26 protein-coding genes and 7 pseudogenes are annotated in these 22,114 nt (G+C 71.7%); 14 read left to right on the plus strand and 19 right to left on the minus strand.

What is annotated here, in order from left to right:
• Window positions 1–44: 44 nt before the first annotated feature.
• The 3 genes and pseudogenes from StrepF001_RS46970 to StrepF001_RS45370 form a co-directional block, all read right to left on the minus strand.
• Window positions 45–314 (minus strand): annotated as a pseudogene (locus tag StrepF001_RS46970) (ATP-binding cassette domain-containing protein); the annotation flags it as partial.
• Between the two features lie 230 nt (window positions 315–544).
• On the minus strand, window positions 545–913 hold the full coding sequence (locus StrepF001_RS00840) for a hypothetical protein (RefSeq protein ID WP_129796395.1): 369 nt from the start codon (window positions 911–913) through the stop codon (window positions 545–547).
• A gap of 253 nt (window positions 914–1,166) precedes the next feature.
• The gene (locus StrepF001_RS45370; RefSeq protein WP_165396121.1) at window positions 1,167–1,349 is read right to left on the minus strand and encodes a hypothetical protein; all 183 of its coding nucleotides are present in this window, start codon (window positions 1,347–1,349) and stop codon (window positions 1,167–1,169) included.
• Window positions 1,350–1,632: 283 nt separating this feature from the next.
• On the opposite strand from StrepF001_RS45370, the gene StrepF001_RS45375 reads away from it, so the two are divergent.
• The gene (locus tag StrepF001_RS45375) at window positions 1,633–1,893 is read left to right on the plus strand and encodes a helix-turn-helix domain-containing protein (protein WP_165396122.1); all 261 of its coding nucleotides are present in this window, start codon (window positions 1,633–1,635) and stop codon (window positions 1,891–1,893) included.
• A 627-nt stretch (window positions 1,894–2,520) separates the two neighbouring features.
• On the opposite strand, the gene StrepF001_RS00850 is transcribed toward StrepF001_RS45375, so the two are convergent.
• Window positions 2,521–2,781, minus strand: coding sequence for a hypothetical protein (locus tag StrepF001_RS00850; protein ID WP_129796397.1), 261 nt, complete (start codon window positions 2,779–2,781; stop codon window positions 2,521–2,523).
• A gap of 381 nt (window positions 2,782–3,162) precedes the next feature.
• Between StrepF001_RS00850 and StrepF001_RS49335 the strand changes: the two genes are divergently transcribed.
• Entirely contained in the window at window positions 3,163–3,288 is a 126-nt protein-coding gene (locus StrepF001_RS49335) for a hypothetical protein (RefSeq protein WP_276322791.1), read from the plus strand.
• 151 nt (window positions 3,289–3,439) lie between these two features.
• Here StrepF001_RS49335 and StrepF001_RS49935 read toward each other — a convergent pair whose 3' ends face one another.
• Both StrepF001_RS49935 and StrepF001_RS00855 read right to left on the minus strand, forming a co-directional pair.
• Window positions 3,440–3,688, minus strand: coding sequence for a hypothetical protein (locus StrepF001_RS49935; protein ID WP_346656909.1), 249 nt, complete (start codon window positions 3,686–3,688; stop codon window positions 3,440–3,442).
• A gap of 5 nt (window positions 3,689–3,693) precedes the next feature.
• A pseudogene (locus tag StrepF001_RS00855) lies at window positions 3,694–4,302 on the minus strand (serine hydrolase); the annotation flags it as partial.
• A gap of 221 nt (window positions 4,303–4,523) precedes the next feature.
• Between StrepF001_RS00855 and StrepF001_RS49940 the strand changes: the two are divergent.
• Window positions 4,524–4,691 (plus strand): LysR family transcriptional regulator, encoded by a 168-nt coding sequence (locus StrepF001_RS49940; protein ID WP_346656891.1) that lies wholly within the window; start codon window positions 4,524–4,526, stop codon window positions 4,689–4,691.
• A gap of 333 nt (window positions 4,692–5,024) precedes the next feature.
• Here the strand turns inward: StrepF001_RS49940 and StrepF001_RS49945 are convergent, their stop codons facing one another.
• Window positions 5,025–5,264 carry a hypothetical protein gene (locus tag StrepF001_RS49945; protein WP_346656892.1) on the minus strand — a complete coding sequence of 80 codons (240 nt, stop codon included), beginning with the start codon at window positions 5,262–5,264 and terminating at the stop codon, window positions 5,025–5,027.
• 154 nt (window positions 5,265–5,418) lie between these two features.
• Between StrepF001_RS49945 and StrepF001_RS00865 the strand changes: the two genes are divergently transcribed.
• Window positions 5,419–6,372 (plus strand): serine hydrolase, encoded by a 954-nt coding sequence (locus StrepF001_RS00865; protein ID WP_129796398.1) that lies wholly within the window; start codon window positions 5,419–5,421, stop codon window positions 6,370–6,372.
• Here the strand turns inward: StrepF001_RS00865 and StrepF001_RS00870 are convergent.
• A pseudogene (locus StrepF001_RS00870) lies at window positions 6,317–7,582 on the minus strand (serine hydrolase domain-containing protein). The gene StrepF001_RS00865 and the pseudogene StrepF001_RS00870 sit on opposite strands and share 56 nt — an antisense overlap.
• 184 nt (window positions 7,583–7,766) lie before the next feature.
• Here StrepF001_RS00870 and StrepF001_RS00875 point away from each other — a divergent pair.
• The 3 genes from StrepF001_RS00875 (at window position 7,767) to StrepF001_RS00885 (ending at window position 10,602) form a co-directional block, all read left to right on the plus strand.
• Window positions 7,767–8,603: an AfsR/SARP family transcriptional regulator gene (locus StrepF001_RS00875; RefSeq protein WP_165396123.1), complete on the plus strand. Its 837-nt coding sequence runs from the start codon at window positions 7,767–7,769 to the stop codon at window positions 8,601–8,603.
• A gap of 248 nt (window positions 8,604–8,851) precedes the next feature.
• The gene (locus tag StrepF001_RS00880) at window positions 8,852–9,829 is read left to right on the plus strand and encodes an NB-ARC domain-containing protein (RefSeq protein ID WP_165396124.1); all 978 of its coding nucleotides are present in this window, start codon (window positions 8,852–8,854) and stop codon (window positions 9,827–9,829) included.
• A gap of 8 nt (window positions 9,830–9,837) precedes the next feature.
• Window positions 9,838–10,602: a hypothetical protein gene (locus StrepF001_RS00885; RefSeq protein ID WP_129796401.1), complete on the plus strand. Its 765-nt coding sequence runs from the start codon at window positions 9,838–9,840 to the stop codon at window positions 10,600–10,602.
• Window positions 10,603–10,831: 229 nt separating this feature from the next.
• Here StrepF001_RS00885 and StrepF001_RS46975 read toward each other — a convergent pair whose 3' ends face one another.
• The 11 genes and pseudogenes from StrepF001_RS46975 to StrepF001_RS47005 form a co-directional block, all read right to left on the minus strand.
• Window positions 10,832–11,068 carry a VWA-like domain-containing protein gene (locus StrepF001_RS46975; RefSeq protein WP_240797229.1) on the minus strand — a complete coding sequence of 79 codons (237 nt, stop codon included), beginning with the start codon at window positions 11,066–11,068 and terminating at the stop codon, window positions 10,832–10,834.
• Between the two features lie 187 nt (window positions 11,069–11,255).
• A pseudogene (locus StrepF001_RS46980) lies at window positions 11,256–11,498 on the minus strand (hypothetical protein); the annotation flags it as partial.
• A 140-nt stretch (window positions 11,499–11,638) separates the two neighbouring features.
• Window positions 11,639–11,821, minus strand: a pseudogene (locus StrepF001_RS46985) (hypothetical protein); the annotation flags it as partial.
• Between the two features lie 147 nt (window positions 11,822–11,968).
• A pseudogene (locus StrepF001_RS00895) lies at window positions 11,969–13,157 on the minus strand (AAA family ATPase).
• A gap of 165 nt (window positions 13,158–13,322) precedes the next feature.
• The gene (locus StrepF001_RS00900; protein WP_206306749.1) at window positions 13,323–14,564 is read right to left on the minus strand and encodes a hypothetical protein; all 1,242 of its coding nucleotides are present in this window, start codon (window positions 14,562–14,564) and stop codon (window positions 13,323–13,325) included.
• A gap of 1,581 nt (window positions 14,565–16,145) precedes the next feature.
• Window positions 16,146–16,218, minus strand: a pseudogene (locus StrepF001_RS45380).
• Window positions 16,219–16,543: 325 nt separating this feature from the next.
• Window positions 16,544–17,275 carry a helix-turn-helix domain-containing protein gene (locus StrepF001_RS49950; RefSeq protein ID WP_346656893.1) on the minus strand — a complete coding sequence of 244 codons (732 nt, stop codon included), beginning with the start codon at window positions 17,273–17,275 and terminating at the stop codon, window positions 16,544–16,546.
• Window positions 17,160–17,651 (minus strand): hypothetical protein, encoded by a 492-nt coding sequence (locus tag StrepF001_RS46995; protein WP_240797230.1) that lies wholly within the window; start codon window positions 17,649–17,651, stop codon window positions 17,160–17,162. The genes StrepF001_RS49950 and StrepF001_RS46995 overlap by 116 nt, the downstream gene beginning before the upstream one ends.
• Window positions 17,652–17,713: 62 nt before the next feature.
• Window positions 17,714–18,064 carry a hypothetical protein gene (locus StrepF001_RS47000; RefSeq protein WP_240797231.1) on the minus strand — a complete coding sequence of 117 codons (351 nt, stop codon included), beginning with the start codon at window positions 18,062–18,064 and terminating at the stop codon, window positions 17,714–17,716.
• Window positions 18,024–18,326, minus strand: a complete 303-nt coding sequence (locus StrepF001_RS49955; protein ID WP_346656894.1) for a GAF domain-containing protein — start codon at window positions 18,324–18,326, stop codon at window positions 18,024–18,026. Before StrepF001_RS49955 ends, StrepF001_RS47000 begins: the two co-directional genes overlap by 41 nt.
• Entirely contained in the window at window positions 18,308–18,514 is a 207-nt protein-coding gene (locus tag StrepF001_RS47005) for a hypothetical protein (protein WP_240797232.1), read from the minus strand. Before StrepF001_RS47005 ends, StrepF001_RS49955 begins: the two co-directional genes overlap by 19 nt.
• Before the next feature lie 366 nt (window positions 18,515–18,880).
• On the opposite strand from StrepF001_RS47005, the gene StrepF001_RS47010 reads away from it, so the two are divergent.
• The 7 genes from StrepF001_RS47010 (at window position 18,881) to StrepF001_RS47040 (ending at window position 22,101) form a co-directional block, all read left to right on the plus strand.
• On the plus strand, window positions 18,881–19,066 hold the full coding sequence (locus tag StrepF001_RS47010) for an alcohol dehydrogenase catalytic domain-containing protein (RefSeq protein ID WP_240797233.1): 186 nt from the start codon (window positions 18,881–18,883) through the stop codon (window positions 19,064–19,066).
• Between the two features lie 45 nt (window positions 19,067–19,111).
• On the plus strand, window positions 19,112–19,375 hold the full coding sequence (locus tag StrepF001_RS47015; RefSeq protein ID WP_240797234.1) for a hypothetical protein: 264 nt from the start codon (window positions 19,112–19,114) through the stop codon (window positions 19,373–19,375).
• Between the two features lie 169 nt (window positions 19,376–19,544).
• Window positions 19,545–20,516, plus strand: a complete 972-nt coding sequence (locus StrepF001_RS47020) for an extracellular solute-binding protein (RefSeq protein WP_240797235.1) — start codon at window positions 19,545–19,547, stop codon at window positions 20,514–20,516.
• A gap of 62 nt (window positions 20,517–20,578) precedes the next feature.
• Window positions 20,579–20,821 (plus strand): hypothetical protein, encoded by a 243-nt coding sequence (locus tag StrepF001_RS47025; protein ID WP_240797236.1) that lies wholly within the window; start codon window positions 20,579–20,581, stop codon window positions 20,819–20,821.
• A gap of 10 nt (window positions 20,822–20,831) precedes the next feature.
• A complete protein-coding gene (locus StrepF001_RS47030) occupies window positions 20,832–21,422 on the plus strand; it encodes a hypothetical protein (RefSeq protein ID WP_240797237.1) in 591 nt (196 codons plus the stop codon).
• Window positions 21,423–21,499: 77 nt separating this feature from the next.
• Window positions 21,500–21,706, plus strand: coding sequence for a hypothetical protein (locus StrepF001_RS47035; RefSeq protein ID WP_240797238.1), 207 nt, complete (start codon window positions 21,500–21,502; stop codon window positions 21,704–21,706).
• On the plus strand, window positions 21,664–22,101 hold the full coding sequence (locus StrepF001_RS47040) for a sugar ABC transporter permease (protein WP_240797239.1): 438 nt from the start codon (window positions 21,664–21,666) through the stop codon (window positions 22,099–22,101). Before StrepF001_RS47035 ends, StrepF001_RS47040 begins: the two co-directional genes overlap by 43 nt.
• Window positions 22,102–22,114: the final 13 nt, after the last annotated feature.

The raw sequence follows: 22,114 nt of genomic DNA on the forward strand, positions 1-22,114 counted from the left end.
TGCGCCCCGGCTGTGGCGCCGACCATGACGTTTTCCCGGACCGTGAGCCGCGGGAACAGTCCCAGGTTCTGGAAGGTGCGGGCGATACCGCGCCGGCCACGGAGTGCGCGGAGGGCGAGCAGGTCCTCGTCCTCGAAGCGCACCGTTCCCGCATCAGGGCTGCAGCGCCTGGTGAGGCAGTTGAACAAAGTGGTCTTGCCGGCTCCGTTCGGTCCGATGAGCCCCACGGCGGTGCCCGGCTCGACGGTGAAGGCGACACCGTCCAGTGCCGTGATCCCGCCGAAGCGCACGCTGATACCGTCGACCGCGAGCATGAGTGACGCCCCTTCCGAGGTGCGGGGGGTGAGCGAGCGTCACAGTAGGTGGGGGCCTTACGGCGGCACATTGGGTGCGAGCACCCAACTTCGCGGCCTCCGACTTGTGCGCCGCGCCCAGTTCCCCGGGATCTCGCCGCCGGGCCTGTTGACGGGACACGATGCGGACAGCGACGATCGGCGCCATGCCTCGCGGACCCGCCCTGGGCGCCCCCGCACTCTCCGAACGCTCAGCCGGGAGCGGCACCGCATCCTGCACGCCGTCCAGGACCGCTCGAGGAGGTCACGCAGACCGCCGTCGCGGTGATGCGCACGGAGATCCCGTCGTACGCCCTCCAGACGAGCGGTTTTTCGACGACGTACGTGACCAGGTGCTCACGCACTACCGGATGCAGCTCGCGGCGCTGGCCGGCGACCGCGACATCGCCCCCGAGGACCTGGTCTTCAGCGCGCGGCAGCCATGCGCAGGGCCCGCGCGGGTTCGCTCTGGAGGACTGGATCAGCGCCTTCCGCGTCGGCCGGCAGGTGCTGTGGGACGCGCTGCTGGACTGCGCGGGCCCGTCCCCCGAGGCGCAGCAGGCCGCGCTGTCACTCGTCACCCCGCTGATGCGGTACGTCGACTACGCCAGCACCCATGCGCGCAGGCCTACGTCGAGTACAAGCAGCACGTGGTCGCGGACGCGGACCGGAGCGCGGGACCTGCTGGACCAACTCCTGGCCGGCGCGGCACCGACGCGTGGCCCCCTGCTCGCCCGGCCCAGCGTACGGCATCGGCCGCACTCGCCGATGATGGGTCGTGGCCGTGTGCGTCGACGACACCCGCACCGGCGACCTCACCTCCGCCGAGCACGGCTACGCGACCAGCGCGTCCCTCAGCGTCGCCGGGCCCTGGGCCGGCCGGACCCTGGTCGTCGTCCGCCATGGCCAGGTGGTGGCCGTGCCCGTGGTGCGCACCGGCATGGACCCGGAGGACATCTGTGCGCACTTCGGGGCCGTGCAGCGGCGGCTCGCGCGGGAGGGGACCATGCTCGCCATGGGCATCAGCACCGTCGCCAGGCGCCGGCGAACTGCCGCGCGCCTACGAGGAGGCCCGGGCCGCACTCGACCTCGTGCCGAGTGGGGCGGGGTGGCGGCACTGCCGCGCCTGTCCCCTTCGACTACCTTGCGCTGCGTGCCGACGACCTCGCCGCCAGTTGGTCGATCCCCGTGTGCGTGCGCTGCTGGAGGAGGACCGAAGACGTGGCGATCCGCTGGCCGCCACCATACGGGCCTTCGCGGAGGCGGATCTCAACCTGCGGCTGGCCGCCGACCGGCTGCGGTGCACCACAACACGGCGCACTACAGGCTGCGCCGGATCGAGGAACGTACCGGGCGCAATCCGCGCCGGATCGCCGACCTCCTGGAACTGCTGGTCGCCCTCGCCATCCGCGACGGGGACAGGGAAGACGGAGAACCAGTGAGCGGAATCGTGGAGACGACCGGGACGCAGACGCCGCGTCAGCACCCGGACGGACAGGCGAAGTCGCGCCTGCCGGAAGCGGACGCCGAGCGGACGGCTCCGTGCGGCACGCCCTGCTGAGCGCCGCCCTGGAGGTGTTCACGAGCGCGGTTACACCGAGCCGGTCTCAATGAGATCGCGACACGTTCCCACATCCCGCTGGGCAGCCTCTTCCAGCACTACGGCGGAAAGCGCGGCCTGTATCTCGCCCTCTGGGAGGAGTTCCGGGAGGAGCAGGAGCGCCGGACCGCGGCCACGCTGGCCGCCGAGCGTGACCGTGGCGTGGACGATCCCATCGCCCTCTTCGTCGCGGAGCCAGGGCCTACCTGGAGGGTGCCTGGAACAGTCGGCGCCTCGCCATGCTCCTCGTGGAGGACGACGGCCCGCCGGCTTCGACGCGCTGCGCCGCCAGTGGGACCGCGCCTGGGTACAGCGCAACGCCCGGCTCCTGGAGGTGGACGAGAAGCGACGTGTCGGCCGGGTTCGGGTGAGAGTGCTGACCACCGTCATCGGAGGGCTGCGCGCGAGCTGGGCGACTGCGCGGACGAGAGGAGGCCCGGGAGATCGGACGAGGTGTGCGGCATCCTCATCCACCTGTCGGCTCCGGCCGGCTGAACGCCCGGCGCCGGCACGGCACCAAGGTGCCGCACAGACGTGCGGGTGCGCGGGTGGCGGGTTGAGACAACGCTGCGCGGAGTGCGTATCGCTTCACGACGGATGTCGCCGAGGAGGACTGCCGATGGGAATCCCCGACGCCGAACCGCGGCATGGCCGCACGTCCGGGGCGGTCCCGCGCAGGAAATCCGGGACTCCTTCCAGGCCGTTCTGGACGCCTTGGACGCCGCACGGACCGACCTGCGCACGCTGGACCAGCAGCACCGTCGCCTCGGCGACACGGCCGAGGACAGCGCTGTTGCCGGTCACCTGCGCCGGATTCCGCAGGAAGTCGTGCAGGGCCGCTGTGGTCACGCGGCACGCGACCAGCTGCGGACCGCAGAACCGGCCCACCTGCGGACACTCCCCGCTCCGCCATCCCGCAACCGTGGGATGCGCCTCCGGCCCCGCTCGTCGCCCCGCCCTCCGACGCGCCCGTGTCCCCGCAAGTCGTCCGCGCGCCCGAGCGGCAAGGAAGCGGAGGACTCCGACGACGCCGAGGATCTGGTCGCTTCATCGACCGCCGGCGCATCCGTGTCGCCGGAGCCCTCGGACTGGGCACCGTGAGCGGATTGATCGTCGGCGCGGCCCTGCTCGACAACGAGCACACCGCACCGGCGGAACCCCCCGCATCCATGGAGCAACCGGACCGCCGCTTCCCGGCAGTTCCGCGCTCCCCAGATCCCGGGCACCGGCGTGCTGCGCGAGGCGGACAGCGGCCACGGGGTGTACGAGTTGCAGGTGCGTCTGCTGCAGATCCCGGGCATCTACGACGGCGGCGCCGTCGACGGCCACTACGACGCGGAAGTCGGCAGGCCGTAGCCCGATTCCAGGAGTGGTACGGCATCCGCGGGACGAGAGCGGCGTCTACGGGGACAACACCCGCCACGCCCTCATGCTGCGCACGAAGTAGTGGCCGACAGCCATGCGGCGGACATCGGCTCATCCCCACGGCCTTCGTGCGGACATCAAGCTAGCGGCCGAGGCCCTCGACCGCCACGGTGGCGGCCTTGGCGAGCAGGGCGTCGCGGCGCTCGGCGTCCTTCTTGTCACGGGTGGACAGGACCGCCATGACGATGGGGTTGCCGCCGTCGTCGGGCCACACCACGGCGATGTTGTTGCGTCCCCCGTATCCGGCGGTGCCGCTCTTGTCGGCCACGTCCCAGTCGTCGGGACGCCCGCCCTGATGAGCGTCCGGCCGGTCATGTTCGTCGTCATCCACTGCCGCAGAAGCTCGCGTTCGTCCCGCTTCAGGGCGTCACCGAGCAGGAACGCCCGCAGGCTCCCCGCCATCGCTCGCGGGGTGCTCGTGTCGCGGATGTCACCCGGTGTGCCCTCGCTCATCTCCGTCTCGTACCGGTCCATCTCGGTGACGTCGTCGCCGAACTCCTCCAGCACCTTCTCCAGGCCGTCGGGCCCGCCGAGTTCGTCGAGGAGCAGGTTGACCGCCGTGTTGTCGCTGTACCAGAGGGTGGCGGCACACAGCCCCCGCAGGCTCATGCCGGTCTCTACGAAGTTCTCGGACACGGGCGAGTTCTCGACCAGGTCGTCGCGCGAGTACCTCACCACCTTGTCGATGCCGTCCGTCCCGTACTTGCGGAGGACGGCACCCGCCGCCAGCGCCTTGAACGTGGAGGCGTACGCGAACCGGTCGTCCGCCCGGTGGCCGACCGACCGGCCCGTGCGGTGTCCAGGGCGTAGACACCGAGCCGCGCGTCGAACTCCCGCTCCAGTGCCCGGAACTCGGCAGTGGTGGGCTTCGTGCCCGCCGCCGGTGATGCGGACCGCGCCGCGCCGGCGGGTGAGCCGGCCCCGGACGCGGTGTGCTGACCGCACGCCGGAAGTGCGGCGAGCGCGAGCAGTCCGGCCGCCACCCAGGCGGCGCCCGGCGGATGCGAAGCGGATGCGTCATGGAATGGACCTCCGAGCCGTCGAATGACATGGGGAACCTGCGAGCCCGGGGAAAGCCCTGGGCGTCGACCACTCTCCGGCCAGTGAGGTGCCGAGGTCCAAGACGCGGACGTTCGACTCCATGCTGTTTTGGCATAGTTGGGCTCATGGATCTTGTCGCGGCATGCCGGGCGTTCGTCAGTGTGAGCGAGCACGGCAGCTTCACGGTGGGCGCGGCGGCGGCCCGGACGGCCCAGTCCGTGGTGAGCCGCCGCGTCGCCGCGCTGGAACAACGCCTCGGCGAGCGGCTGCTCGACCGGTCCTCGCGGCGGTGACGCTGACGCCCTTCGGCCGGGACATGCTGCCGACGGCGAAGCAACTCGTGCGGCTCGCCGACCGGTTCGAGCACGAGGCGGAGGCCGCGCGACGTCGGCCGCTACGGCTCGCCGTACCCGCCCTCTGCCCGACCGGTGCCCTCGCCCGCCTCATCGCCCAGGCGCACGAGCAGCACGTCCTCCTCGACCCGTTTCCCGCCGGGCCGGCCGAGCGGCCGACCTCGTCACGTCCCGGCAGGTGCGCGCGGCGCTGCTCGCGGTGGCTCCCACCGAGGCGACCTGGATGGTGCCGCTGGGCCTGGCGGTCGCGCACGCCCCGGGCGGCGGGCCGATCTATCTGGACACCCTGCGCCCCGGCCGGCCGACCGCGACCAGCGGCCCCGGCGTGTGTGGCTCCAGCCGGAGGACGACGTGCCGCACGTCCGGGACCGTCTCGCCCGGCTGCGCGACGCCGTCGGGCTGCTCCCGGCCCAGCTGGCCGTCGCACCGGCCGTGGCCGCCGCGGCGGACGTGCTCAGTCAGGGCGACGCACTGCTGTGCTCGGCCGCGCAGGCCCGCGAACTCCGCTTCCACTGGCGGCCCGTCGGCGAGCTGGGCCCCGGCTTCGCGCGGGGTTCTCCCTGGCCGTGGCGGATGAGGCGGACGTCGACGCCGTCCGCGTACGCCGGGCGTGCGCGGACGGTATCAGCCGGTGCCTCGGCGCCACGGAGCGCTCGGAGGCAGCCGCATGACCACCAGTACCGAGAGACTGCTCGGGGATCTGCGCCGGGCCCTGCGCGACGGCGGGCTGTACGGCTCGTTCCTCGTCCGGGACCTGGAGACGGGTGACGAGATCGGTATCGACCCCGACATCGAGTTGCCCGTCGCGTCCCTGGTGAAGATCCCGCTCGCCCTGGTGACGCTGGAACGCATCCGGCGCGGGGAACTCGACGGCGCCACGGTGATCGAGGTGCCGCCGGGGCGCATCACCACTGCCGGTCCGACCGGCCTGAGCCGGTTCCGTCACGCCGCCCACATCGCAGTGGAGGACCTGCTCTACCTCACCCTCTGCATCAGCGACAACAGCGCCGCCGACGCTCTCTTCGAACTCACGCCGCCCGACCGGGTCGGGGCGGTGCTGCACGAGTTGAGGCTGCGCGGCATCGCAGTCCGGCACACCATGCGCGAGCTGATGGAAACCCCGGTGGAGCGTTTCGACCCGGCGGACGTGCACCTCGCGCACGCCCTCGCGATCGACGCCGGCACCCCGGGGCGCGGCCACCGGGTGCCGCAGCTCGACATCTCGCGCGCCAACACCGGGACGGCACGGGCCTTCGTCGACCTCCTTCAGGCCCTCTGGCGGTCGCGGCCCGGAACCGAGAGCGCCGAGCCCCCGACGATGCCCTCGGCGATCCACCCCGACGTCGCGGCACGGGTACGCGGCTTCATGGCCAACAACCTCGTGCGCAACCGCCTCGCCCCGGACTTCGACTCCGACGCCTCCACCTGGTCGTCCAAGACCGGCATGCTGCTCAACCTGCGCCACGAGGTGGGCGTCGTCGAACACGCCGACGGCCAGATCTACGCGATAGCCGTCCTGACCGAGTCGCGGGTGGCCGCCGGCCGACAGCCTGGCGCCGACGCCCTCATGGGCCAAGTCGCCCGGCGGCTGCGCGACGAGCTCCGTTCGAGGTGGGGCTAGGTGTTCTGTCCACGGAGGTCGGTGACGGTGACGCCGTTGCGGGTTCGGGCGGGCAGAACTCGGCCGAGACGACGTTCTTGCCGCCACCGACCCAGTCGCCGTTGAAGTTCAGAGCGATCATGTGCCGCCCGTCCTTGGTGCCGAAGGCCTGTGTCGAGGAGCCGTGGATACCGCCGGAGTGGCCCCAGACCTTGATCCCGCAGGTCGTCTCGTACTCGATGAGGCCCAGGCCGTAACGCTGGCGCGGCAGGTTGCCCTCGGTCGAGACCGTGGTCGTCATCTGCCGGAGCTGGGCGGGGCGCAGCAGCCTGCCGCCGAAGAGGGCGGTGTAGAAGCGGTTGAGGTCGGCGGAGTTGGTGACCATCTCGCCCGCCGCCCAGGCCCAGGACGGGTTGAGTTCGGTCACGTCGTAGGTCTTCCCCGGGTCCTCCGTGAAGGTGGAGTAGTGCCGGGTGGGGCGGGGACATGCGGGTCGGTGCCGGGGAAGTACGTGGCGCGCATCGCGAGCGGCCTGGTGATGCGCCGCTCGATCTCCTCGGCGTAGGGCCTGCCGGTCAGCTTCTCGATGATCAGCCCCAGCAGGAGGTAGTTGGTGTTGGAGTACTTCCAGGAGGTGCCGGGTTCGAACTGGGGCGGGTTCTGCAGGGCGAGGGCGATGACCTGCTGTGGAGTCCAGTCGTCGTAGCGGGACTCGAGGAACTCGATGCCCAGCACCTTCTTCGAGAACGCGGCGTCCTCGGTGAAGTTGAAGATGCCGCTGGTGTGGTTCATCAGCTGACGGACGGTGATCTTCGTGCCGTCGTGACCGTTCCCCGCACCAGGCCGGGGAGGTAGTGGTCGACCGTGGCATCGAGATCGGCCTTCCCTTCCGCCTGGAGCTGGAGCAGGACGGTCGCCACCAGCGTCTTGGTGACGCTTCCCGCGCGGAACCGGTCGCCGTTGCCGCGGGGCTGCTGTGTGGAGAGGTCGGCGACGCCCGAGGTGCCCTTCCATCCCCGCGGGTGTCGCGTGCTTCGGCCACGACACCCGGTACGCCCGCGGCGACGGCAGCGTCCATGGCGGCCTGGGTGGCAGCGTGCCGGGACTCCCGCGTCTCAGCAGCGGTCACCGTGCCGCCGGCCGCGGCCGCAGGCGTCGTCAGCAGGGCCGATCCTGCCGCTGCGATCGCTGTCACGCCCAGCAGCGTCCTCCGTGTCCGGCGTGTCGACATGTGCACCAACCCTCTCTCGGCCTGCGGGACACGCATCGTGCCGACCACCCCTAACCGGCCACCAACACCCGCCAACGGCGGTGATGTGACGTTGAACCCGGCCCGTTACTGAACGAAGATGATGTTCTTCGATCGATGCCGGACGCCGGACGTTCGGTGTTCGGCGTCCGACGCGGGAGGGCCGGTGAGGTTCGCAGTACTGGGATCGCTGACGACCATCGACGACGACGGCGTGGCCGTCGCCCTCGGCGGATCGAAACCCCGCTCGTTGCTCGCCGTACTGCTGCTGGAACCGAACCGCACGGTGCCGCTGGACACGGTGTGGGGTGTTGTGGGGCGAGGAGCCACCGCCGACGGCCACCGCCTCGCTGCACAACCACGTCGCCCGGCTGCGGCGAAGCCCCACGACGCCGACGGCACACGGCTGCGCACCATGCCTCACGGGCTCGAAATGCACGTCGGCGAGGGTGAGTTGGACCGTGACGTGTTCGAACAGCGGGTACGCCGAGCGCAGGAGGCCCGCAACCGGGAGGACTGGGAGGTGGTGGAGCGGGACGCCGGTGCCGCCCTGGCGCTGTGGCGCGGCGCACCGTTCGCCGATGTGCCCGCCGTCGCCGGCCACCCCGTGGCGACGTTCCTCCAGGAGCAGCGGTTGCAGGCGCTCGAATGCCGCTTCGAGGCTCTCCTGCACCTCGACCGCCTCGACGGGCTCGCCGCCGAACTGGGCGTCCTGGTCAAGGAGCATCCGTTCCGGGAGACGCTGCACCGCCAGCTGATGCTCGTCCTCGGCCGCACGGACCGCCGGGCCGAAGCGCTGGCACTCTTCCGGTCGCTGCGCCGGAGCCTGGTCGAAGAACTCGGGGTGGAGCCCGGCCCGCCGTCCAGGAAGCCCACCGGGAGGTGCTGCTCCGCAGCGCGGCCGTCCCGCACCGCGCATCACCCGCCGCTCCGGCGGCCGGCCCGCGGCCCCCGTCGGCGGGGACGCCCCGCGGCTGGCGCAGCTTCCCGCGCCGCCCGGTGAGTTCGTCGGCCGTGCCGAGCACATGGCCGAGATCCGTACGGAGCTGGAATCCGGTCGCAGCCGCACTGCACTCGCCGTGATCAGCGGAATGCCGGGCGTGGGCAAGACGGGCCTCGCCCTGCACATCGCGGAACAGCTCCGGCATGCGTTCCCCGACGGCCAGCTGTATCTCAACCTCCACGGAGCCCACCCGGCGTGGCCCCCCTCGAACCCGCCGACGCCCTCGCCGTTCTCCTGCACGGCCTCGGGTGGACACCCGGCGGATCCCGTGCGATGTGGAGGCCGCCTCCGCCCTGCTGCGCTCCGCGCTCGCCCCCACCCGCACGCTGCTCGTCCTCGACGACGCGGCCTCGGTGAGCCAGATACGTCCGCTGCTGCCGGCCGGCGCCGGCTGCGCCGTACTGCTGACCAGCAGACGGCCGCTGGCCACCCTGGGAGCCGCCACGCATGTCCGGCTCGAACCGCTCTCACCGCCGGACAGCGCCCTCCTGCTGGAGCAGGCCTCAGGCCGGTCCTGGGCCGCGTCCGACGCCGAACCGGTCGCCCGGCTCGTGGCTCTGTGCGGCCACCTGCCCCTGGCGCTGCAGGTCTCCGCAGCCCGTCTGAGGAGCCGGCGAACCCTTCCGGTGGAGAAATTGGTCGAACGCCTCGCCCGGCAGGAGGACCGCCTGGACCATCTCGAACTGGAGGACCTCAGCGTGCGCCGATCCCTGATGGCGGCCCATGAGGCGCTCCTGGGCTCGGACGATCCGCGCGACGGTGACGCCGCCGCGGCCCTGGTCCTCATCGGTGCGCTGGACCTGCCCGAGTACGGGGCACCGCTGATGGCCACCGCCATGGACTGCACGGAGCGCAGCGCCGAGAGGACCCTGGACCGTCTTGCGGAGGTGGCGCTGCTCCAGGAAGTGGGCTGGGGCCGCTACGCCCCGCACGACCTGATCCGCGACTTCGCCCGGGAACTCGCCGGCCGGCCGGGTGAGCAGGCCCGGAACGCCGATGCCGTCGAACGGTCCCTGCGCTGGTACCAGGAACGGCTCGCACACTGCGCCGCGGCCCTGCGGCCGGGGACCGGGCGAGCGCCCGAGCACGCCGGGGGCCGGACCGGCACGGTCTTCGCCGATACGGCGGCGGCACTCGCCTGGGGTGCCGCGGAAGCGCCGAACCTGCTGGTCCTGGCCGGCTCCGGTGCGCACGGACGCCTGGCCCGACCCGCACCCTGGAGCTGATCAATGCCTTGTTCCCCTACCTGCACGACCGCGGCCGGGTGCAGGATCTCGAACGGCTGACGCGGCACGCCATCACCCTTGCCAGGTCCAGCGGCAACACCCGCGCCGAAGGCCGGGCGCTGGGCCACCTCGCCTCCGCGTACTACTCGGCCGGACACGTCCGACAGGCACTGCTGCTTCTGGACGAAGCCGTGGAGCTCAGCGAGCACCTCGCCGACGACGTGGCCCGGATGTGTCACCTCGGCAACCGGGCCGCGCTGCTGCGCGAACTCGACCAGGACGCTGATGCCCGAGCAACGCTGGCACGGTGTCTCGCCCTGCGCCCCGACCACCTCGCACCCGGCGAGGAAGCGATGCTCCTCGGGCACCAGGGGTACGTGGCCGAACTCACCGACCTGCGCTCGGCCCTCTCGTACCACCTGCGCAGCAGGGAACGTGCCCGGGAGGCCGGCAGCGCCGTGATCGAGCAGGTCGCCCTGTGCAACATGGGCCGCACCCACCTGGGTCTCGGCGAGCCCGCCCGGGCCCTGCAGAGCTTCGAAGAGGCGCTGCGCGTCATGGCGGCCGACGGGGCGCACTGGAACGCGGAGCGGGAGACGCGCCTGGGCCAGGCCCAGGCCCTGCGGGCGCTGGGCCGGCTCGGAGAAGCCGGGGAAGTGTGCACGGCGCTGCTCCAGGAAGCCGCCACGCGCGGCGACTCCTACGGTCGGGGCCTCGCCGAGTACGAGTTCGGGCACGTCCTGAGAGCACTCGGGACGAACGGGCGGCCCTGAGCCGATGGGGCAGCGCACTGTCCGCCCTGGAAGGAACGGACGCGCAGGTACTCGCCGACCTGCGTGCCCTCACCTCTGCCCGACGGTCGCTGCCGACGGCTGACCGCTCGTCGGCGCAGTTCCAGGCGGCTCCGTACGTACGAAGGGCGCAGTCAGCGGGTCGGGGTGATCCGTACGGTCTCGGCCCAGTCGGGGGGCTGAGGGGCGTCCTCACCGATCAGGGCGACGATCAGGCGGCAGGAGACAGGTTCCGGGGCCACGGGGTGTACCCGTCGGTGAGCACGACGACGATGTTCGGCGGTTCGGGTGCGGCGAGCGCATTCCGGATGCCGACGGTCATGTCCGTCCCGCCGCCGCCGGCCAGTTCGACCTGGTCGACGGCGGTCACCCTGGCGACGGCGTGGACGTCGGCGTCGCAGGCGAGGACGGCGACCCGGTTGCCGCCGACGCCCACCTCGCGCAGCACGCCCGACACCTCGGCGAGCGGGCCGCGAGATCGTCCTCGCCCATCGAGCCGGAGGTGTCGACGACGATCGCCACGCGTGGCAGCGGTCGGCGCAGGCTGGGCAGCACCACCCGGCCGCCGAGGGCCGGGTGCGGCGCGAGGGGCGCCGGTAGGTGTAGTCGACCGCACCGCCCGCCCACGCGGCGGCCTCGCGGACGGCGCCGGTCAGCGCCTTGCGCCAGTCGACGGTGGGTTCCAGGACCTCCTCCGCCCAGCGCCGCCAGCCCGCCGGCACCGAACCCCGGGAGCGTCGGTGGGCACGGACGGCCTGGGCGGTCTGGCGGCGCAGGGCCTCGGCCTCCACGGGGCCGAGCCCGGCCACGCCTTCGCCGCCCTTCTCCCCCAGGTCCCAGGGCACTGGGACGCCGTGCGCGCCGGACCCGCAGTCCACCGGGTGGAGGGACGTGGCCGGAATGCCGGGCAGGTACTCCTCGAAGAGTCCGCCTCGGGCAGACCGAACATGCGGGGTTCCATACGCCCTTCGGGCAGTCGCAGCCCGTCGGAGACCAGGTCGTCGTTGATCTCGCAGTCCTGGGCGATGTTGACCCGCAGGCGGTCGCGCTGGTCGGCCGCGGGCAGCCGGTCGGCCCGGCCGTGGTGGTCGCGCAGGAGGTGCGCCGCCTCGTGGATCCACACCCCGGCCAGTTCCTCGACGTCGGTCGTCTCGACGAAGTCGGGTGCGACGTAGCAGCGCCAGTACCGGTCGACGGCCATGGTGCGCACCTGCCGCGAGCGACGGCTGTCAGGGCGTACAGGGCGGAGGCCAGGTACGGCGTGCCTCGGCCGCTCTGTAACGCGCGGCCAGCAGCTTGGCGCGGTCCAGCCCGTCGGCCGGGCCCCCGGTGACAGCCATGGGGCCGGTCAGCGCGCGCCCGGCAGGGCGCCGGCGAGCTGGAGCAGTTCCAGGAAGGCGTCGATCCCGGGCGGGATCGGCCAGTCGGGCTCGCGCATCGCGGCGAGGTCGCGGGCGGCTCGCGCGGCCACGTCGGGCACTCCGGCGTCCACGGCCTTGGCGAGGACGTCCCAGCCCGCCTCCCAGCGGGGCGAGTGGGTTCGCTCTGCACGGCGGCGACCACGGCGATGAGGAACGCCAGCTGGCGGTCGCCGCGTTCGGGAGCGCGAAGGCCGACGGGTCGGCGAGCACCCGGTCGGGGTCGGGCAGGTCCAGGTTCTCCAGGTACGACAGCAGCTCGATGCCGGCCGCCTCGCCGACGGCGCCCATCACGGCGGCGGCCTGCGCCTCGCGTCCGGCGCCGGACGCGTACCCGGCGGCGAGCAGGCGCAGCGCCATCTCCCAGGTGCGCGGGGAGGGCCAGGCGCGGCCGCGCCCTCGGCCTCTTTCGGCATGTGGTGGACCAGGCCGGGCCGGGCGGTCAGGAAGCCGCTGATCACGCCTCGGGCGCGGGCGACCGCGCCGGGCACGCGGCCGGGTTCCACGCGGGAGGACCGTCTCGGGCCAGGTGCCGGCCATGCCGCGGGCCACGGTGCGCGGGTCGTGCGTCCAGTCGAGGTGGACGAAGCGGTTGGCGAGCGGAGGGCTGAGGTGCCAGCCGTCGGCGGCGCTGGAGGGCGGGTTGGCGGCGGCGACGATCCGCACCGACTCCGGCAGGGTCAGGCTGCCGACCCGGCGTTCGAGGACCACTCGCAGCAGGGCTGCCTGCACGGCCGGCGGCGCCGAGGACAGTTCGTCGAAGAACAGCAGCCCGTGGCCGGTGCGCGCGAGCCGGACGGCCCAGTCCGGCGGGGCCATCGGCACGCCCGAGGCCGCCGGGTCCTCGCCGACGATCGGCAGCCCGGCGAAGTCGGACGGCTCGTGGACGCTGGCGATGACCGTCTCCAGGTGCACGCCGAGGGCGGCAGCGAGCTGTTCCATGCCGGCCGACTTGCCTATGCCGGGCTCGCCCCACAGCAGTACGGGCTGATTCGCCGTCACGGCCAGGGCGAGGGCCTCCAGTTGGGGGTTGCCGGCCGGTTCGGTGCGGGTGACGCGTATGCGGGCGTTGAGGGCGTCGGCCGCGCGGGCGGCGGGAACGGGAAGGGAACCGGTCATGCGTGGATGTCTCGTTCTGTGCGGCCAGCTCTTCGTCCTCGTCCCAGTCGGGCTCGGAGTCCTGCTCGCTCATGTATTCGTCCCACCACTCGGAGCCGATGCCGGGGTGCTCCTGCAGCACGCGGCGGCGCAGGAACATCAGGTCGGTCCGTTGGTAACGGCGGATCACCTGGGCGAGGGAGAGCTCCATCTCGTCGTCACGTCGATCTGGCGCCGGCGTCGAGAAGGTCCTGACCAGGGCGGCGGACCCGCCGTAGTGGACGGCGCTCTGGAGCGGGGTGCGGTACGTCTTGTCCTGCGCCTCCAGGTCGAGCCCGGCGGCAAGCAGTCGCGCAGCAGTTCCCGGTGGTCGAGCAGATGGAGGACGTGCAGCAGGCCGCGCCTCTGCGGTCGCGGACGTGCGGGTCCGTTCCGGCGTCGAGCAGCGCCAGCACGGCGGGGGTGTCCCGTGCTGGCATGCTGGAACAGCTCGCGCCGCTGGTCCCGCAGGGCGCGCGGCAGCCGTCCTCGCCGCTGGTCCAGGCGTGCTGGGTGGCGAAGCAGCCGGACACGGTGCCGCCGAAGGCGCGCAGGGCGAGTTCGCGCTGCCGCTCCTGCTCGGTGTGGGATGTCGAGCACGCCGTTCCTGGACACGACCTCGTGCCACACGCCGCCGCAGCGGACGCGGACCGGCGCGGCGTCGTCGGGCCGGGCGGGCCGGCAGCGGGTCCGGCCTGCGGGAACAGCGCGGCGGCGACCAGCGGTGCAGGTCCTCGGGCCGGATCCGGCCGGCGCGCAGCAGGCCGATGTCGGGCAGTCGCTGCCAGGCGTACGAGGGCAGGCGGGGACGTCCTCCTCCTGGCCGCGGTCCCTGCCGACGACCTGGGCCGGGGCCCCGTCGGCGGCCGCGAGGGTGACCCGAAGGCAGCCGCGCCAGTCGACGGGGATGCGGAAACACGTGCCGCGTCCGGCGCGCTCCAGCAGACGGACCTCGGGGGCGATGCGGGTGAGGTCGGGTGCGAAGTACGTGATGAGCTGGGCGACGTCGAGCTGCCGGTAGGAGCGCGGGCCCTGCGGTGGAGGGGTGAGGTCGAGGTCGAGTCCGGCGGCGGCGTACGCCTCGATGTGCGCGCCACGGGCCTGTAGGACGGCGACCCACTCGGCGCGGGCGGCCGGGTCGGCGGGGCCCGGGTCCTCGGCGGGCAGCTCCCCGGCGGCGAGCGGGGTGCCGTCCGGGTGGAGGAACGGCAGACGGCCGGAGTCGGCGGGGCCCGCGCTGTGGCGCAGTTCGCCGGTGCGGCGGACGTCCCAGAAGCGGCGGGCGGCGGTCCAGTCCTCGGTGACGTACGTCAGGCCGTGGAGCCGGTCGCGCGCGGGCGCGATGGCGGGGCCCAAGTGCAGCCGGAGCCGCTGCGGTCCTTCCAGCATCGGGGAGTTCGTCAGCGACAGGACGGGGCCGGAGCCCCCGTATGCGGCGAGGACGACCCGCCGGCCGGGGGTGAGCGTGGTGTGGCCGCTGAGCGTGCGCGGCAGGTGCCAGCGCAGCAGGTCCGGTGCCAGGTGTGCGCAGGTCGTCGGTCACCCGGGCTGCCACGTCGGGGCCGTACCGGTCGGCGATCCGCTCCGGGTCGAGGTCGTCCGGGACGTCCACCGCGGCCGCGGCACAGGCGGCCCGCCAGTCACCTGCCAGGCGTGCCTGCGTGGCGCGTTCGATCATCCAGCCGGGGACGGCGTAGCGGCGGATGCGGGCCCAGGCGGAGGCGTCCTCCGGCGAGAGGCCGCGGGTGGCAGCGGACGCCGGCTCATCGGTACACGCTGCCGATCGCACGCAGGTCGGGGTGGGTCGGCCGGGCGGGGCGCAGCCGCTCGGCGAAGGACCGCTTGACGCGACGGGGCAGGCCGGGGCCGAGGCCCACGTACTCGAGGCGGTGCCGCTCGGGCAGCGCGGCGAGCAGGCTCTTCGCGCCGCGGCCGGTGATGCCGGTGTGGCGCAGTTCGAGGCGGCGCAGCGGGCTGCCGGGCAGGGCGGCGGCCAGGCCCGGGCGCCGTCGTCGCCGGTGGCGTTGCCGGTGGAGCCGAGGCTGCGTTCGGACATGGCCCGGCCGAGATCGAGGGTTTCGATGCCGTCGAGGGCGTCGGCGAGGGCGCGGGCGCCCGCGGGGCCGATGCCGTTGCCGCCGAGGCCGAGCCGGACGGGCCTTGCGGGGTCGGTCGCAGCGGCCAGGACGGCGGTGCCCTCGTCGCCGAGGTGGTTCGCCGTCAGGTAGAGCTCACGGACGCCGGCGTCACGGACGAGGGCGGCGAGCAGCGGTGCGTCGGCGGCGGTCAGGCCGTTGCCGCCCAGGAAGAGCCGTTCGAGCGGAGCCTCCCGGTCCAGGAGGGCGTCGAGGAGCACCCCTACGCCCGCGGGGCCGATGCCGGAGTTGACGAGATCGAGGGTGCGCAGGGTGGTGTTGCGGCGCAGCAGCCTCGCGAGAGTGCGGGCACCGGTCTCCCGGACGGGATTCCGCTTGAGCCACAGGGCGCGGAGAGTGGTGTCGTCGGCGAGTGCCGCGGCGAGGGCGGTCACGCCGTCCGGGCCGATGCGGTTGCAACCGAGGTAGAGGGTGTGGATCCCGTGGGAGGCGCCGGCGTCCCGCGCGGCGGCCAGGGCGTCGGCGACCGACCGGACTCCGTTGTCGCCGAGGGAGTTGGTGCCGAGGAGCAGATGGGCGGCGTGCGGGGAGGCGGTGGCGACGGGCAGCAGCCGGGGCGCCGTCGGCGCCGAGCCCCTGCTTGCACAGGTCCACCGACCGTCGGCGCGCAGGGTGCCGAGCGGAAAGGCCTCGTCGTCGGCAACGGGCCGCGCGTCGGCGAGGCGGGCCATCAGCGGCCCGAGCTCCTCGGGGTCGGCGAGCGGCAGATCGGGGTGCTCGATCGCGGGGCAGCGCACGGGCGTTGTCGGCTGGGTCATCACCACTCCACCGGTCTTCGCCGGGGCCCGGCGTCCGCGTCGACATCAAGTAGGCGCAAGACCGGTCGGATTCGAACCGACGTCCTCCAGCTCGATGCGTGGGCGCGACGACCTCTGCGCTACGGCCTTGCTGCGCACGATCATAGCCACACTCCGCACCTGATTTCGATCACCAGTGTGATGCGATTGCGCCAGGCGGCGCGGCCGAATATGGGCGTACGGTCGCGGGGCACGGACGCCCCGACACCAACTCCATGGTGGAAACGCGCACTTCAACACCCAAAACTATGGTGTCCCACCGCACACGAGGAAGTGGCGCACATGGCCTCCGCAGCATCCGCTCCCCCAACGCCCGGCAACCTCAAGCGCATCGTCGCCGCCAGCCTCATCGGCACCACCATCGGGGCATCAGCGGTGACGCCCGCGCTCACCTACTCCCTGTTCTGGCGAGGGTTCACTCGCACCGGCCTGCTCGCCACCCTCTACGGCGGCGCGGCCTGCGCGCTTGTGCTGATGGTCTTCTCCAAGGCCGTTTCGGGCACGCCGTCCGCCGTCTTCCCGGACGCCGACTTCGCCCTGTTCCCCATGCAGTCCACCGGACTGGTCTCCGTCCCGTTCGGCTACCTGGCGGGCTGGCTGGGCAGCCGTCCGGACCACTGGCACCGCGCCGCCGCCAGCCTCGAGAACCGGCGGCTGTACGAGGAGAGCGAGGCACGGCTGCTCGCCGCCGCCCCGGAGGCAGCCCGTCAAGCCAGGTTCGACGGACGATGCCGTAACGGCGCATCTTGCGGTACATCGTGGCGCGGGAGATACCAAGGTCCTGGGCAGTGCGCTGGACATTGGAGTTGTGGTCCATCAACCCACGCAGGATGGCATCGCGTTCCAGCGCCTCGATGGTGGTCAGGACCTTGTGCGAGGACACCCGGCATTCCGGCGGGAGGTCCTCCGCATGGATCATCGGGCCGGAAGGCCGCCGCGCCAGTCCGCGCATCACCGACTCCAGCTGCCGGACGTTCTCCGGCCAGGGGCATCGCTGCAGCATGGTCAGGGCATCCGGGGAGAACCTGCTCTCACCGTTCGGCCGGTACTTGCGCAGGAAGAACCGCGCCAGGTACTCGATGTCCCCGGGCGATGGCGCAGGGCGGCACCTCCACCAAGGCACCGCAGAGCTGGTCGAGCTGGTCATCGGTGCCGACCATCGACGGCTGGCTGGTCAGGACCAGTTGCCCGGTGGCGGTGCCGTCCAGGTGCGTCAGCAGGTTCCTCAGTCGCTGCCGCAGCTGGTCGCCCAACAGGTGAACGTCGCGCAGGACAAGCACGTTGGACGGCACGGCGAGCAGCTCTCCGATGTCATGCAGCCAGCCCTCGGTGGCGGCAGGCGCATCGGACAGCGGCGGCTGCGTCATCTCCAGCCGGCGTCCGCCGCCGTGGGCCCGGTGCAGGGCCTCGACCAGCGCCCTCTTGCCGACGCCGGCTTCGCCCAGGAGATGCAGCGACGTCCCGGCCACGAACGCCGCCTGGCTGTCGGCGACCGCGCGCAGCCAGTGCGGGGACGAGCCCACCAGTCCCAGGTCGGACCGGGCAGGCGCGGCGGAAACCGCGGGTCCCTGCTGCGGGCGTCCGATCAGCCGGACTCGGAAGACGGCGCCCGCGTCGCTGTCCTCGCGCCGACAGCGACTGACCCTGAGTTCGGCGACCCGTCCGGAGGGCAGGGCGATGCTGCGCGTCCCCTCCGTCCGGGGCTGTCGGCGATCTCGCGGGCGTGGTCGAGCAGCGCGTAGTGATCCGGCCCGGTCACCGCCGTGCTGAGTTGCTCGTTCATCATGACGACATCGCGGTTCAGGGCCAGCACGGGGCCCGGACGTACCGAGGAGCACGCCTCCATGTAGTCATGGAACAGGGCCCGCTCGCGCCGCGAGGTGATCGCCGCGATTTCACCTTCGATCTGGGCTGCGACCGAGCGGGCGAAGGCCATCAGCATGCCGTCGGAGCCCTGACGGATGGTGGTGAGGTTGAAGGCCCCCAGCAGGTGCGCCGGGTGGATGCAGGATCGGCACGGCCGCGCAGTGGAAGTCCCGCAAAGCCTCGACGTAGTGCTCCATTCCGGCGATCATGACCGGACGGCCGCTGGCCAGCGCGGTCCCGATGCCGTTGGTGCCCACGTAGCGCTCGGCGAACACATGGCCCGGGGCCAGCTGCACGCGGTTGAGGTTCGTCGTCAGCCCCTCGTGGGACACCTTCCGGAGAGCACCACGCCGTTCCGGTCCGTGATCATGATGGACACCGGGTCGTCGGCGAGCTGCTCGTGCAGCCTGTCCAGGATCGGCAGCGCCGCCCTGGCGAGGGGGCTGTCGAGGTTGGGTTGTTCAGGTACGGAGCATCGAGGCTGCCCGACCGCACCTTGTGCTCCATCGAGCGCTGCCACGAGGCCACGACAAGCGGCCGGGCGCTTGGATCGTTGGTGACTTCCAGGTAGAGCTCTCTGGCTGCTCTCAGCGAGCTTCCGGGCTGGTGGCGGGGCATTAACACTCCCGTACTGCGCGCGTCGCATTCCCTCAATGCAGTGATTGGACCAGCTCGGCGGCGTGGCCCTACGGCGTGTATCACATTGAGACATCCGCGGACGACTTCTGAGACATCGACCTGCGAGCGACGGCCTGTGTAATCGGCGCACCATCCACCCGCCGACCCACAGGAGCCGCCATGAAGGCCGTGCAGGTCATCGAGTACGACGAGCCGCCCGTGCTCGTGACGTGCCGGACCCGCAGATCACCGTCCGCTGGATGTGATCGTGAAGATCGGGGGCGCCGGAGTCTGCCGGACCGATCTGCACATCCTCGAAGGACAGTGGAAGGACAAGAGCGGGGTCACCCTGCCGTACACGATCGGTCACGAGAACGCCGGCTGGGTCGCGGAGGTCGGGCAGTCCGTCACCACGTCAAGGTCGGTGACCCGGTCATCCTGCACCCGCTGGTGACTTGCGTCTGTGCCGCGCCTGCCGGGCCGGCGACGACGTGCACGCATGAACTCGGCCTTCCCCGGCATCGACGCCGACGGGGGCTACGCCGAGTACCTGAAGACCAACGCCCGCTCGGTCGTGCCGCTCGCTCCGTCCCTCGAGCCGGCCTCGGTGGCGGCCCTGGCCGACGCCGGGCTCACGGCGTACCACGCCGTCGCCAAGGCGGCCCGGGTACTGCGGCCCGGTGACAGGGCCGTGGTCATCGGCGCGGGCGGGCTCGGCACATCGGGATCCAGGTGCTGCGGGCCCTGTCGCCGGTCGAGATGATCGTCATCGACCGCAGTCCGGAGGCCCTGGCGCTGGCCGAGGAACTGGGCGCCGACCACACGCTCGTCGCGGACGGAAGCGAGGCCGACCGTGTGCGGGACCTCACCTCGGGGCACGGGCGGAGGCCGTCCTGGACTTCGTCGGTGAGGGGGGTGCCGTCGAGACGGGCGTGGCCTGCCTGCGCCGCAACGGCAACTACTACGTCATCGGCTACGGCGGCCACCTCCACGTTCCGACGATCGACGTCATCTCCACGGAGATCAACTTCATCGGGAACCTCGTGGGGTCCTACAACGACCTCTCCGAGCTGATGGTCCTGGCCGCCCGCGCAAGGTCACCCTGCACACCCAGCGCTACCCCTCGCCTCCTTCCAGCAGGCCCTCGACGACCTGGACTCCGGGCCGTGCGCGGCCGAGCGATCTTGATCCCTGACACCGCAGGAGCAGCCCATGCGCAGCAGACCGTACCCGGCCCTGGTCGCCGTCGCGGCCGTCGCGGCCCTGACCGCCACCGCGTGCACCGCCCAGAGCCAGGAACAGCAAAAGCCCAAGGAAAGGCCGCGCTCTTCAAGCCCGGCTCGGAGATCAGCTACCAGAAGTACGGCAAGGACTACCCGGCCACGAAGGTCAAGGACGTCCCCGGACCCTGCAGCTACGAAGCGATCAGCCGCAAGGACTACTCCGGACAGACACTGAAGATCATCAGCCACGCCGTTCCCGTCATCGGTGAGCCGACTCAGCTGCACGCCAAGCAGTTCGAGGACATCACCGGCGGGAAGGTCGAGGTCGTCAACGTCCCCTTCGGTGAGCTGCACCAGAAGATCCTCACGCCCCTTCAGGCGGGCCAGCCGGCGTACGACGTCATGTTCTACCCGTCCCTGTGGATCGGCGACATGGCCCCCTATCTGGCACCGGTACCGAAGAAGTACCTGAACACCCCCGGCATGAAGGACGTCACCAAGGCCTACATGGACGTGGCGACCTGGGACGAGAAGGTCGTGCAGTACCCGGTGGACGGTGACCGGCACTACCTCAAGGTCCGCACCGATGTGCTGAAGGACCCCAAGCGGCAGGCGGAGTACAAGAAGGCCACGGGCAAGGACCTGAAGGTCCCACGACGTGGGCCGAGTACCAGCAGATAGCCGAGTTCTTCAGCGGCAAGGACTTCGACGGCGACGGCAAGCGCAACTACGGCAGCGCCGAGGTGACCAAGCGCGACGACCTGACGTTCTCCGCGTTCATCAGCCGGGCGGCGCCCTATGTGAAGAACGCGGACGTCGAGGGCGGTGTCTTCTTCGACGTGGAGACCATGCAGCCGCTGATCAACACGCCCGGCTTCGTCCGCGCCCTGGAGGACATGGTGAAAGCCAAGTCCACGTGGGCACCCGGCGGCGCAACTTCGGCCTGGGAGACGAGATCTTCTCCTTCGGCGGCGGGCAGACGCTGATGTCGTACTCGTGGACGACGCCTTCATCCAGGCCCAGCAGCCGGACAGCAGGATCCGCAACAAGGTCGAGGCGGCGCCGCTGCCGGGCTCCACGGAGGTCTACAACCGCACCACGAAGTCGTGGGACAAGAATGCCAACCAGGCGCCCTACTTCACCTGGGGATGGACCTCGGCGGTGGCCAAGTCCTCCAGCCACCAGCAGATGGCCTTCGACTACCTGTGCTTCTTCAGCAACGAAGCCAACACCGCCCTCGACCTGACCATCGGCCGGTTCGGTGTCAACCCCTACCGCAACGCCCACTTCGACCCGGCGTTCTGGCAGAAGCAGGGCTGGGACAAGGACGCCGCAGAATCGTACGTCCGAACACTCTCCGGCATGGAGAAGAACCCCAACCGCATGTTCGACCTGCGTGTTCCCGGTGTGAACCAGTACATGTCCGCGCTGGCCAACGGCGTCGCCGCGGCTCTGGCGGGCCAGCAGTCCCCGCAGCGGGCACTGGACGACGTGGCCCAGGAATGGTTCGAGATCACCGACCAGATCGGCAAGGACAAGGTCCAAAGCGCCTATCGCAACGTGGTCGCGCTCGAGGACAACTCCTGATCCGACCGCAGGATGCCCCCGGGTGGCCGGACCGGACCGGCCACCCGGGGGCGCCCGCCCCTTCCGCGAGGAGAACCATGGACGGCCTGCGCCGACACAAGAGCATGTTCCTGTTGCCCGGACTGCTCACGCTCTTTCTGATCATCATCTTTCCGCTGCTGTTCACCATCCGCGTCAGCTTCTCCGGCTGGAACGTCAGCAACCCCTACCTGGACTTCATCGGAGGGCCAACTACACCGCCGTGCTGCACGACAGCCGCTTCTGGGCGTCCATCACCCGGCTGATCCTGCTGGCCGGCGGCACGGTCCTGATCCAGTACGTCATCGGGTTCGGCATGGCCCTGCTGGTCTGGCGCGAGGTACGCGGCCGCAGATTCTGGCGCGTGCTGTTCCTCGTCCCGATGATGACCACGCCCGTGGTGATGGCCGCCATCTGGCAGACGATCTTCCATGAGTCACTGGGGCCGGCGAACGATCTGCTGGACATGCTGGGCCTGAACAGGATTCCCTGGCTCACCGAGTCCGGGCCGGCGCTCGTCGCGCTGATGACGGTCGAGGTCTGGCAGTGGACCCCCTTCATGTTCCTGCTGCTGCTGGCCGGCCTGCTGAGCCTGCCGAAGGAACCGTTCATGGCCGCCGCGATCGACGGCGCCGGCACTGGCGCACCTTCTGGAAGGTGACCTTCCCGCTGAT

The organism is Streptomyces sp. F001 (assembly GCF_004187715.1).
GTDB lineage: Bacteria > Actinomycetota > Actinomycetes > Streptomycetales > Streptomycetaceae > Streptomyces > Streptomyces flavusporus.